The sequence below is a fragment of the Streptomyces sp. NPDC096310 genome, from assembly GCF_044763125.1.
Lineage (GTDB): Bacteria > Actinomycetota > Actinomycetes > Streptomycetales > Streptomycetaceae > Streptomyces.
This window is the reverse complement of sequence record NZ_JBIWFO010000001.1, coordinates 291,560-315,164: the sequence shown is the minus strand read 5'-3', so window position 1 is coordinate 315,164 and position 23,605 is coordinate 291,560. Positions and strand designations below refer to the sequence as shown.

General features: G+C 71.4%; 14 protein-coding genes. 12 read left to right on the top strand and 2 right to left on the bottom strand.

Annotated features, from left to right (window positions below; all coding sequences use genetic code 11):
* Nucleotides 1–57 precede the first annotated feature (57 nt).
* From ACIQ7D_RS01275 to ACIQ7D_RS01265, 3 genes are all read left to right on the top strand, one after another.
* A complete protein-coding gene (locus ACIQ7D_RS01275; RefSeq protein WP_403932096.1) occupies nt 58–3,378 on the top strand; it encodes an AAA family ATPase in 3,321 nt (1,106 codons plus the stop codon).
* 204 nt (nt 3,379–3,582) lie between these two features.
* The gene (locus ACIQ7D_RS01270; RefSeq protein WP_403932093.1) at nt 3,583–4,803 is read left to right on the top strand and encodes a MerR family transcriptional regulator; all 1,221 of its coding nucleotides are present in this window, start codon (nt 3,583–3,585) and stop codon (nt 4,801–4,803) included.
* A 386-nt stretch (nt 4,804–5,189) separates the two neighbouring features.
* Nucleotides 5,190–6,401, top strand: coding sequence for a hypothetical protein (locus ACIQ7D_RS01265; protein WP_403932090.1), 1,212 nt, complete (start codon nt 5,190–5,192; stop codon nt 6,399–6,401).
* 69 nt (nt 6,402–6,470) lie between these two features.
* On the opposite strand, the gene ACIQ7D_RS01260 is transcribed toward ACIQ7D_RS01265, so the two are convergent.
* Nucleotides 6,471–7,028 (bottom strand): methylated-DNA--[protein]-cysteine S-methyltransferase, encoded by a 558-nt coding sequence (locus tag ACIQ7D_RS01260; protein WP_403932087.1) that lies wholly within the window; start codon nt 7,026–7,028, stop codon nt 6,471–6,473.
* A gap of 16 nt (nt 7,029–7,044) precedes the next feature.
* On the bottom strand, nt 7,045–8,637 hold the full coding sequence (locus ACIQ7D_RS01255; protein WP_403933749.1) for an AlkA N-terminal domain-containing protein: 1,593 nt from the start codon (nt 8,635–8,637) through the stop codon (nt 7,045–7,047).
* A 562-nt stretch (nt 8,638–9,199) separates the two neighbouring features.
* On the opposite strand from ACIQ7D_RS01255, the gene ACIQ7D_RS01250 reads away from it, so the two are divergent.
* Genes ACIQ7D_RS01250 through ACIQ7D_RS01210 form a run of 9 tightly spaced genes read left to right on the top strand, consistent with a single transcriptional unit; the run spans nt 9,200 to nt 23,605 of the window.
* Nucleotides 9,200–11,050 (top strand): phage tail sheath family protein, encoded by a 1,851-nt coding sequence (locus ACIQ7D_RS01250; protein ID WP_403932085.1) that lies wholly within the window; start codon nt 9,200–9,202, stop codon nt 11,048–11,050.
* A gap of 48 nt (nt 11,051–11,098) precedes the next feature.
* Nucleotides 11,099–11,623: a phage tail protein gene (locus ACIQ7D_RS01245; protein ID WP_382885789.1), complete on the top strand. Its 525-nt coding sequence runs from the start codon at nt 11,099–11,101 to the stop codon at nt 11,621–11,623.
* Nucleotides 11,624–11,668: 45 nt separating this feature from the next.
* The gene (locus ACIQ7D_RS01240) at nt 11,669–12,415 is read left to right on the top strand and encodes a hypothetical protein (protein WP_403932082.1); all 747 of its coding nucleotides are present in this window, start codon (nt 11,669–11,671) and stop codon (nt 12,413–12,415) included.
* Complete coding sequence (locus ACIQ7D_RS01235; RefSeq protein WP_403932079.1) at nt 12,408–13,184, top strand: hypothetical protein; 777 nt, start codon at nt 12,408–12,410, stop codon at nt 13,182–13,184. The genes ACIQ7D_RS01240 and ACIQ7D_RS01235 overlap by 8 nt, the downstream gene beginning before the upstream one ends.
* A gap of 4 nt (nt 13,185–13,188) precedes the next feature.
* Nucleotides 13,189–14,046: a DUF4255 domain-containing protein gene (locus ACIQ7D_RS01230; RefSeq protein ID WP_403932076.1), complete on the top strand. Its 858-nt coding sequence runs from the start codon at nt 13,189–13,191 to the stop codon at nt 14,044–14,046.
* 32 nt (nt 14,047–14,078) lie between these two features.
* Nucleotides 14,079–16,085, top strand: coding sequence for an ATP-binding protein (locus ACIQ7D_RS01225; protein ID WP_403932073.1), 2,007 nt, complete (start codon nt 14,079–14,081; stop codon nt 16,083–16,085).
* Nucleotides 16,076–16,396 carry a hypothetical protein gene (locus ACIQ7D_RS01220; RefSeq protein WP_403932070.1) on the top strand — a complete coding sequence of 107 codons (321 nt, stop codon included), beginning with the start codon at nt 16,076–16,078 and terminating at the stop codon, nt 16,394–16,396. Before ACIQ7D_RS01225 ends, ACIQ7D_RS01220 begins: the two co-directional genes overlap by 10 nt.
* Entirely contained in the window at nt 16,393–23,028 is a 6,636-nt protein-coding gene (locus ACIQ7D_RS01215; RefSeq protein WP_403932067.1) for a DUF4157 domain-containing protein, read from the top strand. Before ACIQ7D_RS01220 ends, ACIQ7D_RS01215 begins: the two co-directional genes overlap by 4 nt.
* Nucleotides 23,021–23,605 (top strand): hypothetical protein, encoded by a 585-nt coding sequence (locus ACIQ7D_RS01210; protein WP_403932064.1) that lies wholly within the window; start codon nt 23,021–23,023, stop codon nt 23,603–23,605. Before ACIQ7D_RS01215 ends, ACIQ7D_RS01210 begins: the two co-directional genes overlap by 8 nt.

The window sequence follows — 23,605 nt, the reverse complement described above, 5'->3', positions numbered from 1 at the left end:
GGTCAACGGGGGCCAGGTGGTGATGCTGTCTGCCCCGGTGGCGCAAAAGGGGTGATGGTGACGGGGCACATCACGGGGGACCTCCGGGCCGGGGGCGAGAGGCCGCTGTCCCGTGCGGGGCCCGAGCTCTTCGGCCGGGACGAAGTGATCCAACGGATGCTGCACGCCGCCACCGCACCGTCGGCTCCGGCGATCCATCTCGTACGCGGTGGGATCGGGGCCGGCCGGACCGCACTGCTCGGGGCGCTCGCGGAGCGATTACGGGCGGCGGACCTCCCGGTGCACTCGGTGGCGTGCCGGCCGGGTGACCAGTTCCTCGCCCATCTGCTGGCCCACCGGCTGATCACCGCGCTGACCAGGCCCGCGCGCGACACCGCGCAGCCGGCCGGCGCCGCTCCGGGTACAGCTGGCAGCGGCGGTGCCCCCGGGGCGGGCGGTGTGGCCGGGGCCGGCGGTGCGACAGGCATCGGCGGTACGGCCGGTTCCGGTGGTGCGTCAGGCGCCGGCGGTACGGCAGGCGTCGGCGGTACGGCCGGTTCCGGTGGTGCGTCAGGCGCCGGCGGTACGGCAGGCGTCGGCGGTACGGCAGGCGTCGGCGGTACGGCCGGTTCCGGTGGTGCGTCAGGCGCCGGCGGTACGGCAGGCGTCGGCGGTACGGCAGGCATGGGGACCGGCGGGGCCGTCCCGGAGGACAGGTCGCTGGCCGACGCGCTGCGTTCCCACACCGAGCCTCGCGGCTCCGGCGAGGCGGTGTCCGTCCTGCTGGCCCGCACACTGCGCGCCCGTACCCCGGCCGTCGTCCTGGTCGACGACGTGCAGTTCGCCGACCCGGAGACCACCGAGGTGCTGTGCGCGCTCGCGCCCCGGCTCGTCTCATCCCCCGTACGGCTGATCCTCGGGGTGTCGCCTCTCGGGCCGGCCCGGACCGGGGGTCAACAGGCCGGGGAGGAAGCCCTGTTGGCGCTCGCCGACAGCGGGTCGGCCGGCGTGGTGGATCTGGCGCCGCTGACGGTGGAGGAGGTCGCGCGGTTCCTGACCCACCGGTTGCGCGCCGTGCCGGAGCAGCCGCTGGTCGACGAGGCGCACTGGCTGACCGGCGGCAATCCAGGGGCGCTGGTGGCCGCGCTCCAGGCGGGTTCGCGGGCGATCCGGACCCTGATCGGCCACGCGCATCTCGTGGCGGGCGCGCCCGTTCCCGTACTCCCGGACGACGACCGCTTCGTCCGTGCCCTGCGGGGGCTCGGCGACACGGCGTGGCGTGTGGCCAAGGCGCTGAGTGTGCTGGAGCCGCTGGGCGGGCGGACGGCCGGGCTCGTCGCGGCGGCCACCGGGCTGCCCGAGCGCACCGTGCTCCGGGAGCTGCACCGGCTGGCCGAACCCGGTCTCCTCGTGGGGCCCGGCGGCCGGTGCCCGGCGCCGGGGCACGGTGCCGCGACGGAACGCGGGCCGGGCTGGACGTTCCGTATCCCGCTGGTCGCCGTCGCCGCGACGGCCAGGCTCGGACCGTACGAGCGCCGCGCCGTCTCGGCCGCCGCCGTGCACGCCCTGTGGGAGGCCACCGACCGCACGCCGCCCGCCGTACCGGATCCCCTGGCCCCGGCGGACGGTGCGGCCGCCACCCACCGTGGCGCGGTGGCCGGGCCACGGGACGCCGCGGAGGTACGCCGTTCCTATCTGGCGAACCGCATCGTCGAGGCCGGCCCGTTCGTCGACCGGTGCAGGGCGACGGCCGAACTGCTCGCCGCGGCACGGAAGTCGGACGCCGCCGAGGTGCCGGAGTCGTCCCGCTGGCTGGAGACCGCCGCCGGGCTGACCGACGATCCCGCGCTGCTCGCCTCGACCCTGTCCCGGTACGCGGCCACCGCCGACTCCACCGGGAACGGGCCCGGCGCGGCGGAGGCCGCGGCGGCCCTGCTGGAGCGCCACGCCCGCGAGATGGAACCGGGGACCCGGCTGGAGCTGGCGGTGGTCGAACTGGCGGCGCTGGCCTCCTCCGGCGACCTGACCGCGCTACGCGGTCCCGCCACCCTCCACCGGGCCCGGGCCGTCGGCGCGGGAGCCGACCGCGAGCCGGAGGTCCTGGGGGTGGTCGCCCTCTGTCTGCTGGGCCTCTGGTCCGAGGCCCTGGAGCTGATCGCGCGGTCGCGTGCCCACACTCACCCGCATCCGGTGGCCCGGCTCTTCGTCACGATGTGCGAGACGGCGGCGCGGCTGATGACCGGGGACGCCGCCCCTTTCCGCCGTACGCTGCACCACTTCGCGCAGGCGCCGTCCGCACCGCATCTGATGCTCGAACTGACCGTTCTCCAGTGCGACTTCCTGCTCGGCATGGGTGAACTGACCGAGACCCGCTCACTTCTCACCCGGCGCGGCGTGACGGCGGACCGACTTCCCGTCAGGCACGCCGTATTGATGAACTACCTGAGCGGGTCCTGGGACGACGCGATGGCGGGCGCGCGTTCGCTGATGGCCAACAGCCCGGCGACCGCCCGGATGCCCGCCAGTGTCCTGGCCCGCGCCCGGACCTCGACCATGCTACTGGCCCGTGGCTGGCCGTCGCGCGCCCGGACGGTGCTGGACACCGCGCGGTCCGTCACCAACTCCATGACGTATCTGCTCGACGCCGAACAGGCCGCCGTGCACCGGCTGATGGGCGAGGACTCACGCGCCGAGAAGGCACTGCGCCGGGGGCTGGCCCAGGCGTCGGAACACGGTTATGTCTTCGGCACCGAGCCCCTGTGGGCGGCTCTCGCGGTCCTTGAGGCCGAGCGGGGCCACCAGGACCGCGCGGCGGCCTGTCTCAGCCGGCTGGACCGTACGGCCGCCGCCGTGGGCGGTGACAGCGCCCGGCTGCTCTCGCTGCTGACCTGCGTGCTGGTCCTTCGGCACTGCCCCGGGCTGGGTTCGCCGCTGCCCGCCCCCGACGTGTGCGTACGCGAGGCCCTGGCCCTGACCCGGGCCTCCGGCCGTCCCTTCGAGACGGCCCGTACGCTGCTGGCCGTCGCGTCGCCGGTGAGCGCCGCCGGAAGCACGGCGGCGGGCACGGGGCCGGGGAGCGAGATACGCCTCCGCGAGGCGCGGCTCCGGGAGGCGTACGACCTGTTCGGGGAGGTGGACGCGCTGCTGTGGCGTTACCGGACCCGGACGGCGCTGCGCGACGCGGGGCTGTCGGTGCCGGACCGGCGGACCGTGACCGAGGAGAACGAACGGCTGCTGGCGACGCTGGTCGCGGAGGGGCTGTCCAACCGCCAGCTCGCGGCGGCGCTCGGGGTCAGCGAGGGCAGTGTGGCGAGCCGGCTGACCAGGCTTTTCCAGCGTACGGGGCTGCGTTCCCGGGTGGAGCTGGCGACCTCGATGCTGACGGCGAGCTATCCGTGAGAACCGGTGGCCGGGCGGCAGCGGAAGCCCGGAGTTGACTTTCAGGTTGCCTGAACCTCGACAATCACCGCCATGGACAGCACTACAGGCGCCCCATCCTCAGACTCCGCCCCTTCAGACCCCACCCCGTCCGGAGCCACCTCGTCCGGAACCACACCATCCGGAGCCACGCCGCCAGGATCGGCCCCCGCGCGCCCCACCCCCGTGGACGTCTCCATCGGCCTCTTCCAGCCGGAGCTGCTGAGCATCAGCGCCTTCGCCCGGCGCGTCGGCCTCGCACCGAGCGCCCTGCGCTTCTACGACGACTGCGGCGTCCTGGTCCCCGCCCGGGTCGACGCCACGACCGGCTACCGCTCCTACAGCCTCGACCAGGAGATGCGGGCCCGCGTCCTGCGGAGCCTGCGCGAGGCGGGGCTGCCCCTCGCGGAGGTCATGGTCGTGCTCGACGGCGACCCGGACGCGGCCCGTACGGTGCTGGAGCGCCACCGCGGCACCGTACGGGAGCGGTCACGGACGGCCGATGCCACGATCGCGGCCGTGCTGCGCTCCCTGCCCGGTGCGCGGGGCGCGGACGGCGCGCCCTGGGCCGCGGACGGGAGCGGTACCGATGACGGGGCAGGGCCGGTCACCCGGGTGCGGCTCGGCGGCGCCGAACTGGCCGGTGCCGTACGGCAGGTGGCCGCGGCGGTCGGTGACGATCCGGACCATCCGGCCCTCGGCCGTGTCCTGGTCGAGATCGACGACAGCGAGGTCCGGCTGGTGGCCACCGACCGCTACCGCCTCTCGACCCGGGTCCTGAAGCCGGTGGTCGCGGTGGAGGGCCGGGACCGCCGCGTCCTGCTGGACGCGGGGCCGTTGGCCGAGGCGGGCTCCTGGGCCGCGCGGTGTGCGGCGGTGACCGTCGAGATCGACACCGAGGAGGCCCGGATATCCGACACGGACGGCTCGGGCTCCCGTGAACTGAAGCTGTGGGACGGCGAGTTCCCCGCCTACCGCGATCTGCTCAGCGCACTGCCCGAGGCCCGGCACCGGCTGATCGTGGACCGGACGGCGCTCCTCGACGCCGTGACCGCCTGCGCCGGGTCGTACGGCGGGGCCGATGGCGACGGCGTGCCGGCGGTCGCCCTGCGGCTCGGCGAGGACGACGTACACATCTCGCCGTCCGTACGGCCGGACCAGCCGCCCCGCCCGGCCGGGCCCGACGACGGGTCCACCACCCTGCGCGCCCTCCGTATCGGCGAGTCGCCGCTGCGGATCGGCTTCGACCCGGCGGTCCTCGCCCCGGCGCTCGAAGCGAGCGTCGGCCCCGACGTCCTGCTGGAGATCTCCGGCGTGACCGAACCGGTGGTGGTGCGCTCGGCGGACCAGGGCAGCTTCACCACCCTGGTCATGCCCGTCGCCCTCACCTCCGCCCCGGAGGACTGACATGACGCCGACCAGCCGCCCCGACCCGGAGATGGACCCGCGCAACCCCGTCGTGGTCCTCTGCGCGCAGGGCGTACGGGCCGAGACCGAGGGCAGGGCCGACGAGGCGCGGGCCCTGTTCCTGCGGGCCTGGGAGGCGGAGGCGGCCGGGAACGACTACGAGGCGTGTGTCGCGGCGCACTACCTCGCCCGCCATCAGCCCACCCCGCGCGAGACCCTGCGCTCAGCGCGCGCTCGCGGACGCGACCAGGAACCGGGCGGCCGTACAGCCGATATGACGGGCCGTTCGAGCCGAATCGCGCGTTCATTCCGCGTTGGTCCCCCGTGCACGCCGTCGCGGCACCATCCTGGTGTCCCACTGGAGTCCCACGACCCCCGGAGGCATCATGCGAAGGCAGCCACGCGGCCGGCTCACGGCGGCCCTCTTCACGTCGGTGCTCGTCGGCTCCGCCGTCGTGGCCGGTGGGGGCGCGGCCCATGCCGAGGAGGCGGGGGCGGCCCGTACCGTACGGAAACCGGCGGCACCGGTCGCCGGGGCGGCCCTGCCCACGCTGCCCGCGGCGGTCGACGGCGGCGCCTGGGAGTCGGGGCATCTCCAGGGCATGGCCGTGGACCGCGTCAAGGGTGTCATGTACTTCTCCTTCACCAATCTGCTGGTGAAGACGGATCTGAACGGCAGACCCCTCGGTTCCGTCTCGGGTTTCACCGGCCATCTCGGGGACCTGGACTTCAACACGGCGGACGGCCGGGTGTACGGCTCCCTGGAGTACAAGGCGGCGAAGGCGTTCTACATCGCCGTGTTCGACGGGGACCGTATCGACCGGATGAACATGGACGCGGCGTCCACCGGTGTGGTCTCCACCGTCCATCTCGACGAGGTCGTGAAGGACTACACCGCCGACATGAACGGCGACGGTGTCTTCGACGGCGACACCGCCGACACCCCGGACCACCGCTACGGTTGCAGCGGGATCGACGGGGTCGCCTTCGGCTCCTCGTTCGACGGGAGGGGCGGCCTCAAACTCACGGTCGCGTACGGGATCTACTCCAACACCGCCCGGCGGGACAACGACCATCAGGTCCTGCTCCAGTACGACGTCCGGGCATGGAGGAAGTACGAGCGCCCGCTGACCGAGGACGCCCCGCACACCTCGGGCCCGCCCGCGCCGGACGGCAAGTACTTCGCGTACACCGGCAACACCACGTACGGCGTGCAGAATCTGGAGTACGACGCGCGCAGCGGCAACTGGCTGATGGCCGTGTACAAGGGAAAGAAGACCGCGTTCCCCAACTACTCCCTCTTCGTCGTGGACGGCTCCAAGCGCCCGGTGCGGGCCGCCGTACGCGGCCAACGCCTCGCGGAGCGCGGTACATTGCTGTCCCTGCTGCCGCGCGGGCTGCACCACGCGGCGTCCGGTGTGTACGGCTGGGAGGCGGCCGGACAGTACGGGCTGATCGCGCTGGACGACGGGCGCTACTACGTCGCCGAGGCGGGTACCGTCCAGCCCGGCGGTGTGACCCGGCAGACCGGCCGCGCGGTCCTGCACCGCTGGGCGGGGCTGACACCGAACCCGTTCACACCGGCGGGCACGTCCTGAACCACGGGCCGGGTGCCGGCGCCCAGCGCACGAGCGGCCGGCGCGCCGCCGCGCACCCGGCGCCGCGCCTCACCACAGCCCGTCGGTCACCACTCCCCCACCGGCCGCCGGGGCGCCCTCGAAGGCGAGGAGCCGCTGCTTGCTGCTCAGCCCGCCGCCGTATCCGGTGAGGCCGCCGGTGGAGCCGATGACCCGGTGGCAGGGGACGATGATGCTCACCGGGTTCTTGCCGTTGGCCAGCCCGACCGCGCGTGAGGCGCCCGGCTTGCCGAGGTGTTCGGCGAGTTCGCCGTACGAGCGGGTCTCGCCGTACGGGATCCGCAGAAGCTGCTCCCACACCCGGCGCTGGAACGGGGTGCCATGCAGCGCCAACGGCACGTCGAACACGGTCAGTTCACCCTCGAAGTAGGCCGTGAGCTGACGCACGGTCTCCGGGAACGGCCCGGGGTCCCGGACACCGAAGGACTCCTCGGGCGGGCGGTGGCGCTGCTCGTGCATGTAGAGGCCGCTCAGGACTCCGTCGGTGGCGACGAGCGTCAGCGGCCCGTACGGACTGTCGATCACCGTGTGAGCGGTGTGAGCGGTGTAAGCGGTGAGAGCCGTGCGTGTGGTGCGCGTGGCGTTCATGACGAGGTCAACTCCCTTACGCTGGCAGGTGATTGATGGCGTGGTCCTCGGTGGCCCACAGATACTGCACGGCGTACGCACGCCACGGCCGCCAGCCGGCGGCGCGCGCCGTCAGCGCGGCGGGCGTCGAGGGCAGCCCGAGACCCGCGGCGGCCCGGCGGATCCCGAGGTCCGTGGGCAGGAACGCGTCCGGGTCGCCGAGCGCGCGCATGACGATCACTTCGACCGTCCACGGCCCGAACCCGGGCAGCGCGGTGAGCCGGGCCCGTGCCTCCTCCCAGTCGCTGTCGGGGCCGAGCCGCAGGCTGCCGTCGGCGAGCGCAGCGACCAGGGTGGTGAGCGTCGTACGCCGGCTGCGCGGCAGGGCCAGGCCCTCCGGGTCGAGCGCGGCGAGCGCCACCGGGGAGGGGAAGAGGTGGGTGAGCCCGCCCTCGGGGTCGTCGACCGGTTCGCCGTACGCCCGGACGAGGCGGGCGGCGTGCGTCCGGGCGGCGGCGGTGGAGACCTGCTGGCCGAGCACGGCCCGTACGGCGAACTCGGCGGCGTCCACGGTACGGGGCACCCGCCGCCCCGGTGCCTTGTCGACCAGCGGGGCCAGCAGCGGATCGGCGCACAGTTGCTCGTCGACGGCGACCGGGTCGGCGTCGAGGTCGAGCATCCGGCGGCAGCCGCTGATGGCGACCGTGAGATCGCGCGGATCCGTGAGGGAGAGCCGGCATGCGATGTGGTCGGGGCGCGGGGTGAGGGCGACGACGCCGTGCCCGTACGGGAGGGAGAGCGTGCGGCGGTAGGCGCCGTCCCGCCACTCCTCGACGCCCGGGACGGCGGTCGCGGCGAGATGCCCGAAGAGATTGTCCGGGGTGAGAGGCGCGCGGAACGGCAGGCGCAGACAGATCACGCCGGGGGTGCGGGTCTGCTCGGCGGTGGTACGGGGCCGCGCGGACGTACGGCCGAGCTCGGCGGCGGGGGGCTGTGGGGACGTACGGCTCCGCTCGGGCGTGCGGGCTTGTCCGCCGGGGCGCGGGGCGTGTGCACCGCGCGCGCTCCGGGCGGCCCGGGCGCGCAGTTCGCCCGGCGGGAGCGCGAAGACCTCCCGCACGGTGTCGTTGAACGCCCGGATCGAGGCGAACCCGGCGGCGAAGGCGATCTCGGCCATCGGCAGCCCGGTCGTCTCGATGAGCAGCCGTGCGGTCTGCGCCCGCTGGGCGCGGGCGAGGGCGAGCGGCCCCGCGCCCAGTTCGGCGCGGAGCTGGCGCTCGATCTGGCGGGCGGAGTAGCCGAGGCGGGTGGCGAGGCCGGGGACGCCCTCGCGGTCGACGACGCCGTCCTGGATCAGCCGCATGGCGCGGGCGACGGTGTCGGCGCGGGCGTTCCACTCCGGGGAGCCGGGGCTGGTGTCGGGCCTGCACCGCTTGCAGGCGCGGAACCCGGCCTGCTGGCAGGCCGCGGCGCTCGGGTAGAAGGTCATGTTCTCGGCCTTCGGTGGCACCACCGGGCAGCTCGGCCGGCAGTAGATGCGGGTGGTGAGGACCGCGGTGAAGAACCAGCCGTCGAAGCGCGCGTCCTTGGACCTGACGGCCCGGACACAGCGCTCCGTGTCGGCGTGCATCGCGAGGTGCGTGGCGGTGTGCATGGGTCAAGCATCGGGCATGCGGAGCATCCCGGCTGGCAGAAAAACGACATCAGCGTCCGGCGCCCGCCGCGGCCCGCACGGACACGATCCCCGGGCAAAGCGGCGCGCCGCAGGAAATTCTTTTCGGCTTGTTTCGTACCACGGTCGGAGACCCTTCTGTGAAGCCACCGTGAATCCTCCTCCATATTTTTCCGGTCACGCGCCGCTGACCACGCGCTACACCATTCCGGCGGTCCGCCGGGGAAAGGATCAGCCAATGACTGAATCGATCTCTTGACCATTCCTTGAGAAAGAAACGAGACTCGCAAGCGGCACTCATACATCAAGAGACACAACGCATGATCATGCGGATGACCGGGCGGATGACCACCGTCGGCGGTCGGACGAATGACCACGCGAGACCGGTACCGCTATCGCATGGGGGTGTGACGGGGGAACGTAGGGATTGCGTGCGCATGCGTATTCGACTTCTACGCACGGACGCCACACCTTCACCTTTCCTCCTCATATCTTGGTGCGCGAAGGGAATGGAGGGGGAATGCCGACGCATATGGGCTACCCCGGCGTTTACATCGAAGAACTCCCCAGCAGCGTCCGTACCATCGCGTCGGTCACCACCTCGGTGACCGCGTTCGTGGGCCACACCCGCCGGGGCCCGCTCCATCAGCCGGTACGGGTCACCAGCTTCGCGGACTTCGAGCGCCGTTTCGGCGGGCTCAGCGCACGCGGCGCCGTCGGCTACGCCGTGCACCAGTTCTTCGGCAACGGCGGGACGGTCGCGGTGATCGTGCGCGTGGCCAGGGCCGGCACCGGCAAGGAGGCGTGCGTCACGCTCAACTCCACGGAGGGCAAGAGCGATTGCCCGGTGCTGGAGGTGCACGCCAAGGAGCCGGGGAGTTGGGGCTCACGGCTGCGGGTGGCGGTCGACCACGACACCCCCGCCCCGGACCGTACGTTCAACCTCCAGGTCCTCGACGCGCGCGGCGGGGCACGCGAGTCCTTCACCGGCCTGTCCATGGATCCCGGCCACGGTCGGTTCGTGGAGACGGTGGTCAACAGCGGCTCCGGCCTCGTCCGGGTCAAGGCCGTGGACCGGGACCGGCCGGACCCCTCCGGCACCGTCTCCAAGCCGTTCGCCGCGAAACTCCCCAATCTGCACGTCGAGTTGAAGGTGAAGATCGGCGATGTGGAGCGCGAGTTCACACTCCACGACCCGCACCACGACGGTGAGAAGCCCGCCAATGTGGTGGAGTTGGCGCTGCTGCTGGAGCGCAAGCTGCGCTCGCTGCCGGACGCGCCGGGGAAGCACACGTACGCCGGGGTCCAGGTCACGCCGTTCGGCCGCCGGATCCAGGTCGTCGCCGGGTCCATCGACCCCGCCGACGTGGTGCGCTTCGTCGGGGAGTGCGCCAACGACCTGGGGCTGGAAGGCTCCGTCAACCCGCCCGCCTTCGCCCTGGAGGGCGGCGAGGACGGCGACCCGCCGGGCCCCCGCGACCTCATCGGCAGCGAGACGGCCAAGACCGGCATGCAGGCCCTGCGCGATGTCGACGACGTCAACCTGCTGGTCCTGCCGGAGCTTTCGGCGTACGAGTCCACCGCGGACATGGTCACGGTGGTCTCCGCGGCGGGCCAACTCTGCCAGGAGCGGCGGATCTTCCTGCTCGTGGACTCGCCCTCCGCCTGGGGCAGCGTGGACGCCGCACGGGCCGGGATCGGCGCCTTCGACGCCGTACGCGGTGATCACGCGGCGCTGTACTTCCCGCACGTACAGCTCACTGATCCGCTCACCGGGCGGCTGCGCGCGTTCCCGCCGTCGGGTGCGGTCGCCGGGGTGATCGCCCGGGTCGACAGCGAGCGCGGGGTGTGGAAGGCGCCGGCCGGCACCGAGGCGAAGCTGGCCGGGGTGCGCTCGCTGACGGTCAAACTTACCGACCGGGAGAACGGCCTGCTGGGCCCCCTCGGCGTGAACTGCCTGCGTACGTTCCCGGTGGTCGGCCCGCTCGTGTGGGGCGCCCGGACGCTGGCGGGCTCCGACGCGCTCGACAGCGAGTGGAAGTACGTGCCGGTGCGGCGGCTCGCGCTGCATGTCGAGGAGTCCCTGTACCGCGGTCTCCAGTGGGTCGTCTTCGAGCCCAACAACGAGCAGTTGTGGCAGCAGATCCGGCTGAAGGCCTCCGCGTACCTCAACGACCTGTTCCGGCAGGGCGCGTTCCAGGGCGGCACGCCGCGCGAGGCGTACTTCGTCAAGTGCGACAAGGACACCACCACCCAGGCCGACATCGACAACGGGGTGGTCAACGTGGTGGTCGGCATCGCGCCGGTCAAGCCCGCGGAGTTCGTCATCGTGAAGATCCAGCAGGTCGCCGGGGAGTTCGACCTTTCCTGACCGGACCGAGGAAACCAGACCGAGGAAAAAGGAACCCGAAGGAAACCGATGGCTGAGTTCCAGATCAACGCCCATCGCTTCGACCCGTACAAGAATTTCAAGTTCCTGGTTCTCTGGGACGGGCGAACGGTCGCGGGCGTCAGCAAGATCAGTCCGCTGAAGCGCACCACCGAGGTGGTCAAACACCGCCACGGCGGCGACCCCAGCTCCCCGCGCAAATCACCCGGCCGCTCCGAATTCGAGGGCGTCACGCTGGAGCGCGGCGTCACCCACGACCCGGAGTTCGACCGCTGGGCCAACAAGGTCTGGCAGGTCGGGGCCGGACTCGGCGCCGAGGTGTCGCTGCGTGATTTCCGTAAGGACATCATCATCCAGGTTCTCAACGAGGCCGGTCAGGTCGCCGTCTCACACAAGCTCTACCGGGCCTGGGTGAGCGAATACCAGGTGCTCGGCGAGCTGGACGCGAACGCGAACGCCGTCGCCATCCAGAGCGTCAAGCTCGAATGCGAGGGCTGGGAACGGGATTACGAGGTGGAGGAGCCCGTGGAACCTTCTTTCACCCACCCGGCCTAACGACCTCCCTCTCCCGACACGGATCCCGACACGGAGGAACGAGGGATGACGCCGACGGGCCCCGCCGAGCTGCTCGCCACCTGGGAAGCCGGGCTGGCACAGCACGACTCGGAAAGGTCGCTGCTCCTGCACCACGCGGCCCGCCCCGGGGCCGCCACCGACACCCTCCTTTCGCTGCCCGTCGGCGAGCGGGAGGCGGACCTCTTCGCGCTGCGCCGGGCGCTGTTCGGCGAGCGCATGCAGGTACGGATCGAGTGCGGCGCCTGCGGGGCCGATATGGAGTTCGACCTCGACGCCACGGTCTTCGGCGTCCGGGGGCAGGACCAGGACGGGCCACTGCGCGTGACGGAGGGCGAGTGGGTCGTCGAGTTCCGGCCACCCACCGTCGCCGATCTCGCGGCGGCCGGCGCCGCCGACGATCCGGTGGAGGCGCGCCGACTGCTGGTGGCGCGCTGCACGGTCTCGGCCGTACGGGGCGCGGAGGCCGTTCCGCCGGAACGGCTGGAGGCGCTGCTGCCGGCCGAGGTGCGGCGGCGGCTGGCCGAGGCGGCGGCCGAGGCCGACCCGGCGGCCGAGGTGACCTTGAACGTGAGCTGTCCCGAGTGCGGTGGAGCCACCCCCGCCGAGCTGGACATCGCCTCCTATCTGTGGGCGGAACTCGACACCTGGGCAAGGGACTTGCTCCTCGATGTGCATCTGCTCGCCACCGCCTACGGGTGGAGCGAGCCGGAGATCCTGGCGCTCAGTCCGCTGCGGCGCCGCTACTACCTGGAGCTGTGCGCGGATGTCTGACTACTTCGACCGGCTGCTCGCCCGGTACACACCGGTGGCGGCGGACGGCTCCGGCAACGGCGGCGGGGGCATCACCGACGCGGGCGGTACGGACAGGGTGGTCCGGATACGGCCCCGGCTCCCCGGGCCGTACGAACGCGTCGAGGCGCTGCGTACGGCGGCGCAGGAGCCCGACGCGCCCGCCTCCCTCGTCCCCTCTGCTCCGCAACCCGGCTGGGGAGCAGCCGAGTTGGTGGAGCGCGAACGGGAGGTACGGACGGACCGGCACACGATCGTACGGACCGAGGCGGCCCGGCCCGGTGACCCGGTGGAACGGGCGAGGGCCATGGACCCCTTCCGTGAGGTGGAGCGGGCCAGGCCCTCGGCCAGGCCCTCCCCGGCTCCGGCTCCTCGACCGGGAGGACGCGACGGCACGGCCGACGGTTCGCGCTCCGCGCGCCGTACGGCGCAGACCGGGGCCGGGTCGGCGCCGGACATCGCCCCCGCCGCCCCTGCGCCCGGCGCGAGTGGCGCCCTCCGGGCCGCCGTCGGACCGCCCCGGCCCCGCGACGCCGATACGACCACCGCGCGCGGGGCCGCACAGCACGGGGTGGGACGCCGGGCGCCCCGGCCGGCCGAGCGGGTCGTCCACGTACAGATTGGCCGGCTGGAGGTGAGCGCGGCACCACCACCCGGCGCTCGGGCCGCCGACCGCCCGGCCCCCGCCGGCCGGCGCGCACCCGTGCTGAACCTGGACGACTACCTGGCCCGCGGCGAGAGGAGGAACTGACCCCATGAGCAACGCACTTGCCATCGCGACGGTCACCCAGGCCCTGGCCCTGCTGATCGGGAACAACCTGTCTCCCGAGATGGACATCGCGGTCACGGTGGAGACCCGTAAGCCACCCGCCGAACCGCCGACCGAGCCGACGATCCACGTCTTCCTCTACCAGGTCGCGCCGAACCCCTCGATGCGCCACACCGACCTGCCGACCCGCGCCTCGGACGGCACCCTGCTCAACCGCCCGGCGGCGGCGCTGGATCTGCACTTCCTGATCAGCGCGTACGGGGACGAGACCACACTGGTCGGGCAGCGGCTGATCGGCTGCGTGGTCCGGACGCTGCACGAAATCCCGGTCCTGCCGCAGGACTTGATCGAACTGGCCGCCGAGCGGCCGTATCTGGCCGGGAGCGACCTCGCCGCGTCCGCACAGCGGGTGCGCTTCACGCCGACGGTGATGGACATCGATGAGACGTCCAAGCTCTGGGGGATGCTCCACCAGACGCCGTACGCGCTGTCCGTGGCCTATCAGGCGTCGCTGGTGCTGATCGAGGGCCGTGAGAAGCCGGTGCCGGCGAAAGCCGTACAGCGGCGGACGGTACGGGCGGTGCCTCTCAGGGCACCGGCCGGGCCCGCCGGGCCGGCCGAATCCGCCGCGTCCGCCGAATCCGCAGAATCCGCCGACGAAAAGGCCCCGCCGCCCTCGCCCACGAAGAAGCGAACCCAGGGCAAGGCCCCTGCGGCCAAACGGGCGGCGTCGGCCTCCCGTACCCGCAAGGCCACGGCCACGGGCGGACGCGGCCGGACGGCGTCGCGCGCCACTGACACCGACACCGAAGCGGGCGCGGGCGACGACGGCAAGGAGAACTGAGGGAGGTGGACGAGACGGGGGCAGGCGAGCACATGGGCACAGACAGGCGCAACGACACACGTACGGAAGCGGGACACACGGACACGGCTGCGGACGGCAGCGCGCTGACCGAGGCCGTACGCTCCGTCCTCGCCCGCGTCGACGCCCACGCACGGCGCGCGCACCCCGAGAACGCGCCGACCGCTTCCGAAGACGACCCCCCGCACGCTCCGCCACACTCCCCCGCACGCTCCCCCCGCCTCTCCCCTCTCGAAGCGCTCGCCTCCTGCTTCGGGCTCAGCGCCTTCGAACGCGAGGTGGTGCTCCTCGCCGCGGCGGCGGAGCTGGACCCCACCACGGGCGCCCGCTGCGCCGCGGCCTGCGGCGACCAGGACAGGGCGTTCCCCACCTTCTCCCTGGCCCTGGCCGCGCTCACCGATCCGCACTGGAGCGCGCTGACACCCGTGGCTCCGCTGCGCCGCTGGCGGTTGATCGAACTGGCCGACGAGACACGGCTGACCACGTCCCGGCTCCGGCTCGACGAACGCATCCTGCACTTCCTGGCCGGCTCGCCCTATCTCGACGCCCGGCTGCACGGGCTGCTGCGCCGTACCTCCGTACCGGACACACTGCCCGCCTCGTACGGTCTGGCGGCGGACCGGATCGCGGCGGGCTGGGCCTCCAGCACCGGGCGGGCTCCGCTCCGGGTCGAACTGGTCGGCGGCGACGCGCGCTCGCGCGCCGACATCGCCGCGACGGCGGCGCGCCGTTCGGGGCTCGGGCTCTACACCCTCACGGCGCAGGACGTGCCCGCCGCCCCGGCCGAACGCGACCTGCTGGCCCGGCTCTGGCAGCGCGAGGCCGTACTGCTGCCGGCCGCGCTGCTGGTGGAGGCGGGCGACAGCCTGGACCGTGAACAGGCTGCCGCAGCGGACGCGTTCGTCGAGAGCGCGGCCGTACCGCTCTGCGTCTCCAGCACCGATCCCCGGCCGAGCGAACGACAGCGCGGCGAGCGGGTCACCGTACCGGCACTCGATTCCGAGGAACAACTCGGTGTGTGGACAGCGGCCTTCGACGGCGTACCGGACATCTCCGAGGACGATCTGCGCAACCTGGTGGAGCAGTTCTCGCTGCCGCCGCATCTCATCAGGTCCGCCGGAGCCGCCGTCGTACGGGACCTTCCGCACGTGAACGGCGCGGGCGCCACCGCACTGGCATGGAAGGCAGGTCTGGAAGAAGCCCGGATGGGCATGGACGAGCTGGGCCGGCGGATCGAGCCCCAGGCGGCCTGGAGTGACCTTGTGCTGGCGGAGCGGCAGTTGAAAATCCTCCGGGAGACCGTGGCCCATGTACGTCAGCGGGCCACCGTCTACCAGGAGTGGGGTTTCGCCTCGACGCTGCGCCGTGGCCTCGGCGTCACCGCGCTCTTCGCGGGCGGATCGGGCACCGGCAAGACCCTCGCCGCCGAGGTGATGGCGAAGGAACTGGGGCTGGATCTCTTCATCATCGATCTGTCCCAGGTCGTCAGCAAGTACATCGGGGAGACCGAGAAGAACCTGCGCAAGGTCTTCGACGCGGCCGAACGCGGCGGCGCGCTCCTGCTGTTCGACGAGGCGGACGCACTCTTCGGCAAGCGCAGCGAGGTCAAGGACAGCCATGACCGGTACGCCAACCTGGAGGTCAGCTATCTGCTGATGCGGATGGAGGCGTACCGGGGGCTGGCGATCCTCACGACCAACATGAAGCAGGCGCTGGACACGGCGTTCATGCGCCGGATCCGCTTCGTCGTCGACTTCCCCTTCCCCGGCGAGTCCGAACGGGCCGAGATCTGGCAGCGGGTACTGCCCGAGCGGGCCCCGATGAAGGGCATCGATCCCACGCGGCTGGCCCAACTGACCGTGGCGGGCGGTTCCATCCGCAATATCGCACTGTCGGGCGCCTTCCTCGCGGCGGAGGAGGGCGACCACGTCCAGATGCGCCACATGCTGGCGGCGGCGCGTACCGAATATCTCAAGCTGGACCGTTCCTTGACGCCTTCGGAGGTCCAGGGATGGATCTGAACGAGGCACCGCGCACCCTGCGGGTGGACATCGGCGCGCTGGTCCTTGACGGCTTCGACCGGGTGGACCCCGACCGCGTATCGGCGGCTTTCGAGGCGGAGTTGGCCCGGCTCGTACGCGACCGGGGCATCCCCCTCGCCACGGACGGCGGCCGTGCCCTGAACACCCTCTCCGGCCTGCCGCCCCTCCCCGCGACCACCTCGCCGCACCGTCTGGGCGAGGCACTGGCCCGCGCGGTGCACGCCGGACTTTCTGGCCGCGGTGAGGCGACGTACACCTCGCCGGACGGACCACGAGGGGGCGGGCGATGAGCGCGCACACGGCGTCCACGGCGGCGCAGGAGGCCAGACGGCGCAGGCGCAAGGAGCGCGCGGCGGCGTCCCGTACGCCCGAGCCCAAGGACATCGTCAGCGGCGCGGGCCAGCCGCTGGACCCGAGCGTGCGGCGGGAGTTGGAGGAACAGCTCGGCCATGACCTCAGCCGGGTACGCCTCCACACCGACCGCGACGCGGGCACCCTCACGGACCTGCTGGGCGCGGACGCGGTCGCCGTGGGTCAGGACATCTTCTTCGGCGAGGGCGCCTACCGCCCGGGCACGGTGGACGGACAGCGGCTGCTGGCCCACGAGTTGCTGCACACGATCCAGAACCCGGACGGCCTGGGCACCCTGCGCGCGGGCCGTGACCTGGGCGCGGTGAGCCTGCCGCAGGACGGAATGGAACGCGAGGCGGAGGGGACGGCCCAGGCCCTCGTACGGAACCAGGAGCGAGGCCCCGAGACGGCCCCGGAAATCGCGCCGGCTCCGGCCACTCCGGGATGGCTGCGCTATGCGACGGTGGACGCGGACCGGAACCGGATGGAGCAGATCGACCCGGCGACGCTGGTGGACCGGCTGGCGAACGCTGTGGTGCGTTCGCTGCGCGGCGATCCCCAGGACCGGTCGAAGCGGACCCGTCTGCAACTGGGCCGGATGTCCGACGAGTTGCAGGACGCGGTGTTGGAGCGGCTGGAGACCAGGCTGCTGACCCCGGAGCACGAGCGGCTGCTCGATCTGGTGGACGACGTCGCGTACGAGGGCGAGCCGGAGCTGAGCGCGCTGGACGCGCCGGCCGTGGAGCCGGACCCGGCGGCGGAGTGGTGGTACGAGGAAGAGAGGGAGCGGGAGCACCGTTCGGAGGCGGAGGAGAGGACGGATCAGCAGGCCGAGGAGGAGCGGCGGCAGGAGTCCCCGGAGCCCGACCCTGAGTCGAGCGCGTCGCCGGAAGCGCCCCCTGCTCCCACTCCCACTCCTGCTCCTGCTCCTGGGCAGAAGGGGAAGGCGGGCGCGGACGCCCGGCGAGGCACCGCCCAGACCGGCACGAACACGCCGTCCGGCGAGGGCTCGGAGGGTGCGGCTCCGCGGAGCGCGGCGAGCACCTCCACGTCGTCCGGCGGGGCGGACGGCGACAAGACAGACGGATCGAAGTCGGCATCGGCGGAGGCGCAAGGGCAGGAGTCGGCTCCGGCGGCGAGCAAGGAGGAGTCGGCCGCCAAGAACCGTACGGGCGCGGTGGAGCCGGCCGTGGCTGACCGGCAGCCGAAACAGGAGGACAGAAGCGGCCAGGAGAAGGTGACCGGTTCACCGACGACGTCCGGGAAGGACGCCGAACTGCCGGGCGTGCGGTCCACGTTGGACGGTGCGCGCAACCAGGACATCGAGGCTCCTGAGGAGACGCCGGACGAGGACCCGTTCGGGGCGGGCAGCGAGTCGGAGGTGGAGGTCGGCGGTGAGGAGAAGAGCGCCTGGGACGTCAAGCTCCGGCCGGAGGACTTCCTTCCCGCCCAGGACCTGGACGTCTCCGCCGTACCGACGGCTGACACGCTGGACCCGTCCTCGTCCGCCACACCGCCTATGCCGACGTTCCCCTCGCCGCCGCCGACCAAGGCCGACCAGGTGCACGCGGAGCGGGACGCGGAGGACGCCGAGGACGCGGCGGCGGAAGCCGAGACCGAGCCGCAGCCCGCGGAGGACACGCCGGATCTGTCGACGGAGCGGGACGATTCCCAGGGCCGTCTCGCGGACGAGGGACCGGGCCCGGATCTCGCGGCAGCGCCCGTACCGGTGCCCGCACCCGGGTCGGCGTCGAAGGATCCGAAGAGCGGGGCGGACCCGAAGGCGGGTCCGGTCGCCGCCCAGATGACGGTGGCGGAGGCACCGGGCGGCACGTCGGAGTCCGGCACGGGCACGACGGGTGCTACGGGCGCGGCGTCGGTCGCGGGCGGGGCCGCGCCCGGTGGGGCCGAATCGGCGGGCGGGCAGGAGAAGGCGTCCCCGGTGGCGGTCGGCGGTACGTCGGCGGCGCCGGAGTCCGGGGCGAGTCAAGAGCGTAGGAACACGGCTCCGGCCGCCGCCACGCGCGCGGCGGCGCCCGCATCCGAGGCATCAGCCGCGCCCACGACCGCCCCCTCCCCCACCCCCACATCGGAGCCCGCACCGGCCGCACCCACTACGTCCGTGTCCCCACCTCCGCCCTCGTCTCCAGAGCCGGTCGAATCGCCCGCCCCATCGACGAAGGCGAGGCGCACCACCGCCCCGGCGCCCACGGCCAAGCCGCCGAAGGGCAGGGGCGCCGGCGGTGCCGGTGGCAAGGGTGCCAAGGCGGCAGGGGCGGCCAGGGCGAAGAAAAGCACGGCCGCGGCGCCAGACCTGTCGGCGGCGACCCCTGAGGCGGGCCTGTCAACGGCGTCGAAGCTGAAGCCGCATCTGGCGGCCGAGGCCATGTCGGGTGTGGACGGCGCGGTGGACCGTACCGTCGACGACGAGCACAAGACGCTTGCCGCGTCGCCACCCGCGATGCAGCGCCCGTCGGGGGCGCCGCAGACGCTCCAGGGGGCTCCGAGCACCGACGCACCGGCCCAGTACTCCGAGGACCCCGCTCAGAAGTCCGAGACCCCGGAGGGCGAGGACGCCGAGGTCACGGGCGCCAAGGAGCCCGAGGGCGAGATCGAGGCGGAGAAGGCCGAGGAGCCGGGCGGCTGGGACACGTTCAAGATGGCGCTGGGCTTCATCGGCGGCAAGGTCGTCAATGCGGTCACCGGCTTCTTCGGAGCCGACGAGCCCGTTGTCGACCCTCAGGAGCTGGCGGCGAAGTTCGCCGGCCTGCCGACCAAGGACGAGGCGCTGAAGCAGGCCCAGGCAGGCAACGCGCCGGGCGTGGAGATGCAGGGGGCGGCGGGCGAGACCTCCTCCGAGCAGGGGGCGAGTGTCGACGCCAAGGGCCAGGAGACCCTGACGACGGGCCGCGACGACGCCGCCCGCGACTTGGGTGAGCGCCAGGTCTACCCGGACGCTCCCCCGGAGCGGATGGCGGCGACGGTCCCGGGCGGGAAGGGCGGCGGGGGTGGCGCGCCGAAGTTCGGGGCACCGTCCGGTTCCGTACCCCCCGAGGCGTTGTCGGAGGTGGCCGAGCACGAGCGCGGGGATGAGTTCCAGGCCGCGTTCACCGACGGTCAGAAGGGCATGTCCGACGGGCGGCAGACCAAGGACGAGGATTCCCGTACCTCCCAGGAGAAGCACAAGCAGCAGGTCGAGAAGGAGATCCAGGCCAACACCAGGAGCCAGACGAACGAGCGCGACAAGGCCCTGGACGAGGTCACGACGGAGCGCACGGAGTGGCGCGAGGAGCAGGACGAAGAACTCAAGACACTCGGTACAAAGAAGACCGACAAGCAGGATCAGGTCCGTGAGGACGTCGAGAAGAAGGAGAAGGACACCGACGACGACGTAGGCAGGGAGAAGGAGAGCGGCGACAAGAAGATCCAGGACGCGAACACCAAGGCCGAGGAGGACGCGGAGAAGCAGCGCGACGACAGCGTCAAGGAGTCGGGCAACTGGGTCAGCAAGGCCTTCGACTGGATCAAGCAGAAGGTCATCGAGATCAAGGAAGCGATCGTCCGCGTCATCCGGGAGGCGCGCGACGCGGTCATCGGCTTCATCAAGAACTTCAAGGAGACGGTCGAGGGTTGGATCAACGCGGCGCGCACGTTCATCGTCGACACGATCAAGAACCTGATCAATGATCTGATCGAGTTCGCCAAGTCGATGGTGCGGGCGATCGTCGAACTGGCCAACCGGATCCGGACCTTCATCACCAACCTGATCCAGGCAGCGATCGCCCTCGTCCAGGAGTTGGCCAACGCGCTGAAGCAGATCATCACCGACCTGCTGGACGCGATCGGCAAGATGCTGAGCAGCATCCTCGACTTCCTGAAGAAGATGCTCCAGGCGGTCGTGGACGCGGTCATGAGCGTGGTGAAGCAGGTCCTGGACTTCGCGTCCCAGCTTCTCAGCTCCCTGGGCGACTGGATGATGATCGCGGTCGACTTCCTGATGGACCCGGGCGGCTGGCTGAGCGGCGCAGGCAGTTCAGCGGCGGACGGCGCGCGGAACCACCTGTTCCGGGAGGTCTCGGCTGCTGTCAAGCAGTGGTTCCAGGACAAGATCCAGGAAATCATCGGCGTCCCGAAGGCCACCCTGGACAAGCTGGTCAAGGGCGGCATGAAGATGTCGGAGATCGTGGAGGAGGCGTGGAACGCGGTCGTCCCCCAACTCCCCCTGATCATTGGCGAACTGGTCATAACCAAGGTCGTCGCCAAACTGATCCCGGGAGCAGGCTGGGCCCTGGCCGTCATCGACGCGATCCGCACGGCCTGGGGCGCCCTGAGCGCGATCCTGAGCGCACTCGGCATGGTCCTGGACTGGCTGAAGGCGGTACGCCTGGGCGGCGCGGGCCTCCTGTTCGCCAAGGCAGTGGCCGCCGGCGTGGTCGCCCTCCTGGAGGTCCTGTACCAGGCGCTGCTGACGGGCATCGGCAAGTACGTCTCGAAGGTGGGCCGGCGCCTGAAGGGCGTGGCCGCGAGGCTGGGCAAGGGCAAGGGCGACAAGCCGGGCGGCGGAAAGGGCAAGGGCAGGGAGAGCCCGGACGACAAGGGCGAAAGCAAGAAGCCCCCGACCGACAGCGCAAAGAAGCCGGGCATGGACGCGAAGACGCAGACGGCTACTGCGCCGAAGCCTGGCCAGGGCAGGGGCGGCACGTCTGGGAAGCCAAAGGCGCAGGGTGACGGCAAGACACCCACGCCCACCACGGGCAAGGACAACAACGGCAAGGCGAAGAACGAGGAAGCCAAGCCGACGCCGAAGGCAGAGCCTCCGGCCAAGCCGAGGCCCGAGCCGACGAAGGGCGGGGACTCCGCCGCTCCGAAGACCCAGGACAAGAAATCCGCCAAGCCGAAGGACGAAGGCAAGGACCCGCACAAGCCGACGAACAAGGACGGCGGCAAGGACACTCTGGGCAAGCCGAAGACCGACAAGGACGGGGACAAGCCGGGCAGGCCGAAGAAGAACGACGACGCCAGACAGCCGAAGCCCAAGCACGAGACAAAGGGTGCCCAGAAGCTGAAGCGCGACAGGCATGAGGACCGGAGGCCGAAGGACAAGGATCCGGAGAAGGAGAACAAGAAGGACCAGCATAAGAAGAGCGAGGACTCCAAGGAGTCGAAGGACGAGCGGCTGCGGAAGATCGTGGCCCGCATCCGCCCGCGCGTCGACGGCATGCTGCGCCGAGGTATCGGACGCCCTATCTTGCGTGCGTCCCTCGCTGCGATGCGCGCCTGGTACCGGCTCACCGAGCTCAGAGCCGGCGAGAACGAGCGCTTCCAGATCGAGGCCCTGCTCAACCCGAAGGAAACGGTCGCCAACGGGCTGAAGATGGACACCATCGAACTCGCCGACGCCGTCGACGCCATGGTCGCCCACGTCCTGCAGTCGAACCAGGTCATCGCCCAGTCGCAGCGCATCGGCCCGCCCCCTGGCGGTCCCGCTGCCGCACGCACCCGTGTGATCCCCTCGGACGTCGGCGCCGCTCCCATGCTGCGCAATGTGATGGACAGCCCGACGGAGCACCGGAAGCCGGAGACGTTCCAGGTCGAGGCCGGGGATTCCCAGTACAACTCCCGACTGACACTGGAGCGTACGGAGGCGGGCGGCGGTGGCACCACCCTCCAACGCGAGGGCAGCGAAGATCTGCCGTCGTACCGGCAGGAGTCCAGGGCGCTGCGAGAGGCCGAGCCGAACGGGGCTCTCATGGGCCAGCACGTCCTCGACGCCCTGGCCGGAAACCGGAACCTGTGGCAGGGCAATACCGTCCCCAACGCCCAGACTCTGGACCAGGCCGTGTTCACCGCGACGCTCATCGGCCTCATCGAGACGGGGCGCACCCCGTTCACCATGGTCCCGAACATCGCTGCGGTCAGCGCGTCGAAGCTGGGCGGGCCGCATATCGCGGACCTCGTGACAGGGCTTCCGCTGTCCGGGGCCGCGGCGCGCTTCGACCGGAAGGACAAGGTGGCGAAGTTCGGCAGGGACAGCTACGAAGTCGTCGGCGGCCAGGCAGCGGGACGGCAGACGGCCTGGCTCCTTGCCGCACGCCGCGAGTCCGGACGCGACAGCTACATGGACACCAGTACGGGCGTCTCCGTGACCGAGAAGATAGGAAAAGGATTTCTGAAGAATCCGAACGTCAAGCAGAACGGGCATCCCGCTCCCGGTATCGATGAACTGAGGAAGCAGTTCAAGGGCGTCCCGGGCTGGATGATTCAGAAAGCCTACACTCTCGGCGGACAAGGGGATATGCGAGTTGGCCCGGCACTGTGGCAGAAGGTAGGGTCGGAAATCAAGAACAAGACCGCACTACAGCCTCCCAGCAGGGCATCGGAAGAGGTTCTTCGGCGCACCGCCGCAAATCTGAAGCTCTGGGCGGACGCCAAGGGTCTCACCTATTCCCCGAACGACCCCCAAGCCAAGGGGGAGTTCTTGATGGAGATTTATCGGGACCTGGTCAGAATCGTGGGAATTCCGGCAGACAGTGCATTTGAAAGCAGGCTGAAACGAGGCATCAATGTCTGAGAGCGACTACACCGAGATCCATCTACCCTTGCGGCAGCTGCCCGGGTGGGAAGCTGTGGACGCCATCACACGCAGCGCCGGCTGGCAGGTCGTTGACTCCAATGCGGAACGCGGCGACACGAACTACAAGAAGACCGTCACCTGGGGGGTGACATCCGAACTCTGGGTGACCTATGTCGAGGACCTCATCACCCAGGTCTCCGTCGTGATCGTGTTCGGGGTGGACCGGAACGCCGTCGAGGCGCTCACCCTCCGAATCTCCGCTCTCCTGACGCCCTATTCACGACAAGATGTCCTGACTACGCCCAGCGAGGACACGCCGAAGCCGGAGGTAGCACGCCACCTCGTCCGCCTGGCACTCTCCGCGTCCGAGGCCTTCGACGCGGAAATCTTCGAGAAAATTCAGACAGCCGCCGGGCACTCCGATCCGGAAATCCGCAATGCCGCGGCCTGGGCGACCGTCTACCTCTCCTGGGCCGAATGTGAATTCCTGCTGCGGAGGCTTGCGGAAAACGACCCGGACGAGCGGGTCCGGGAGGGGTCCCGGATGCTGATCGAGAGCTTGAAGGACGGTTGA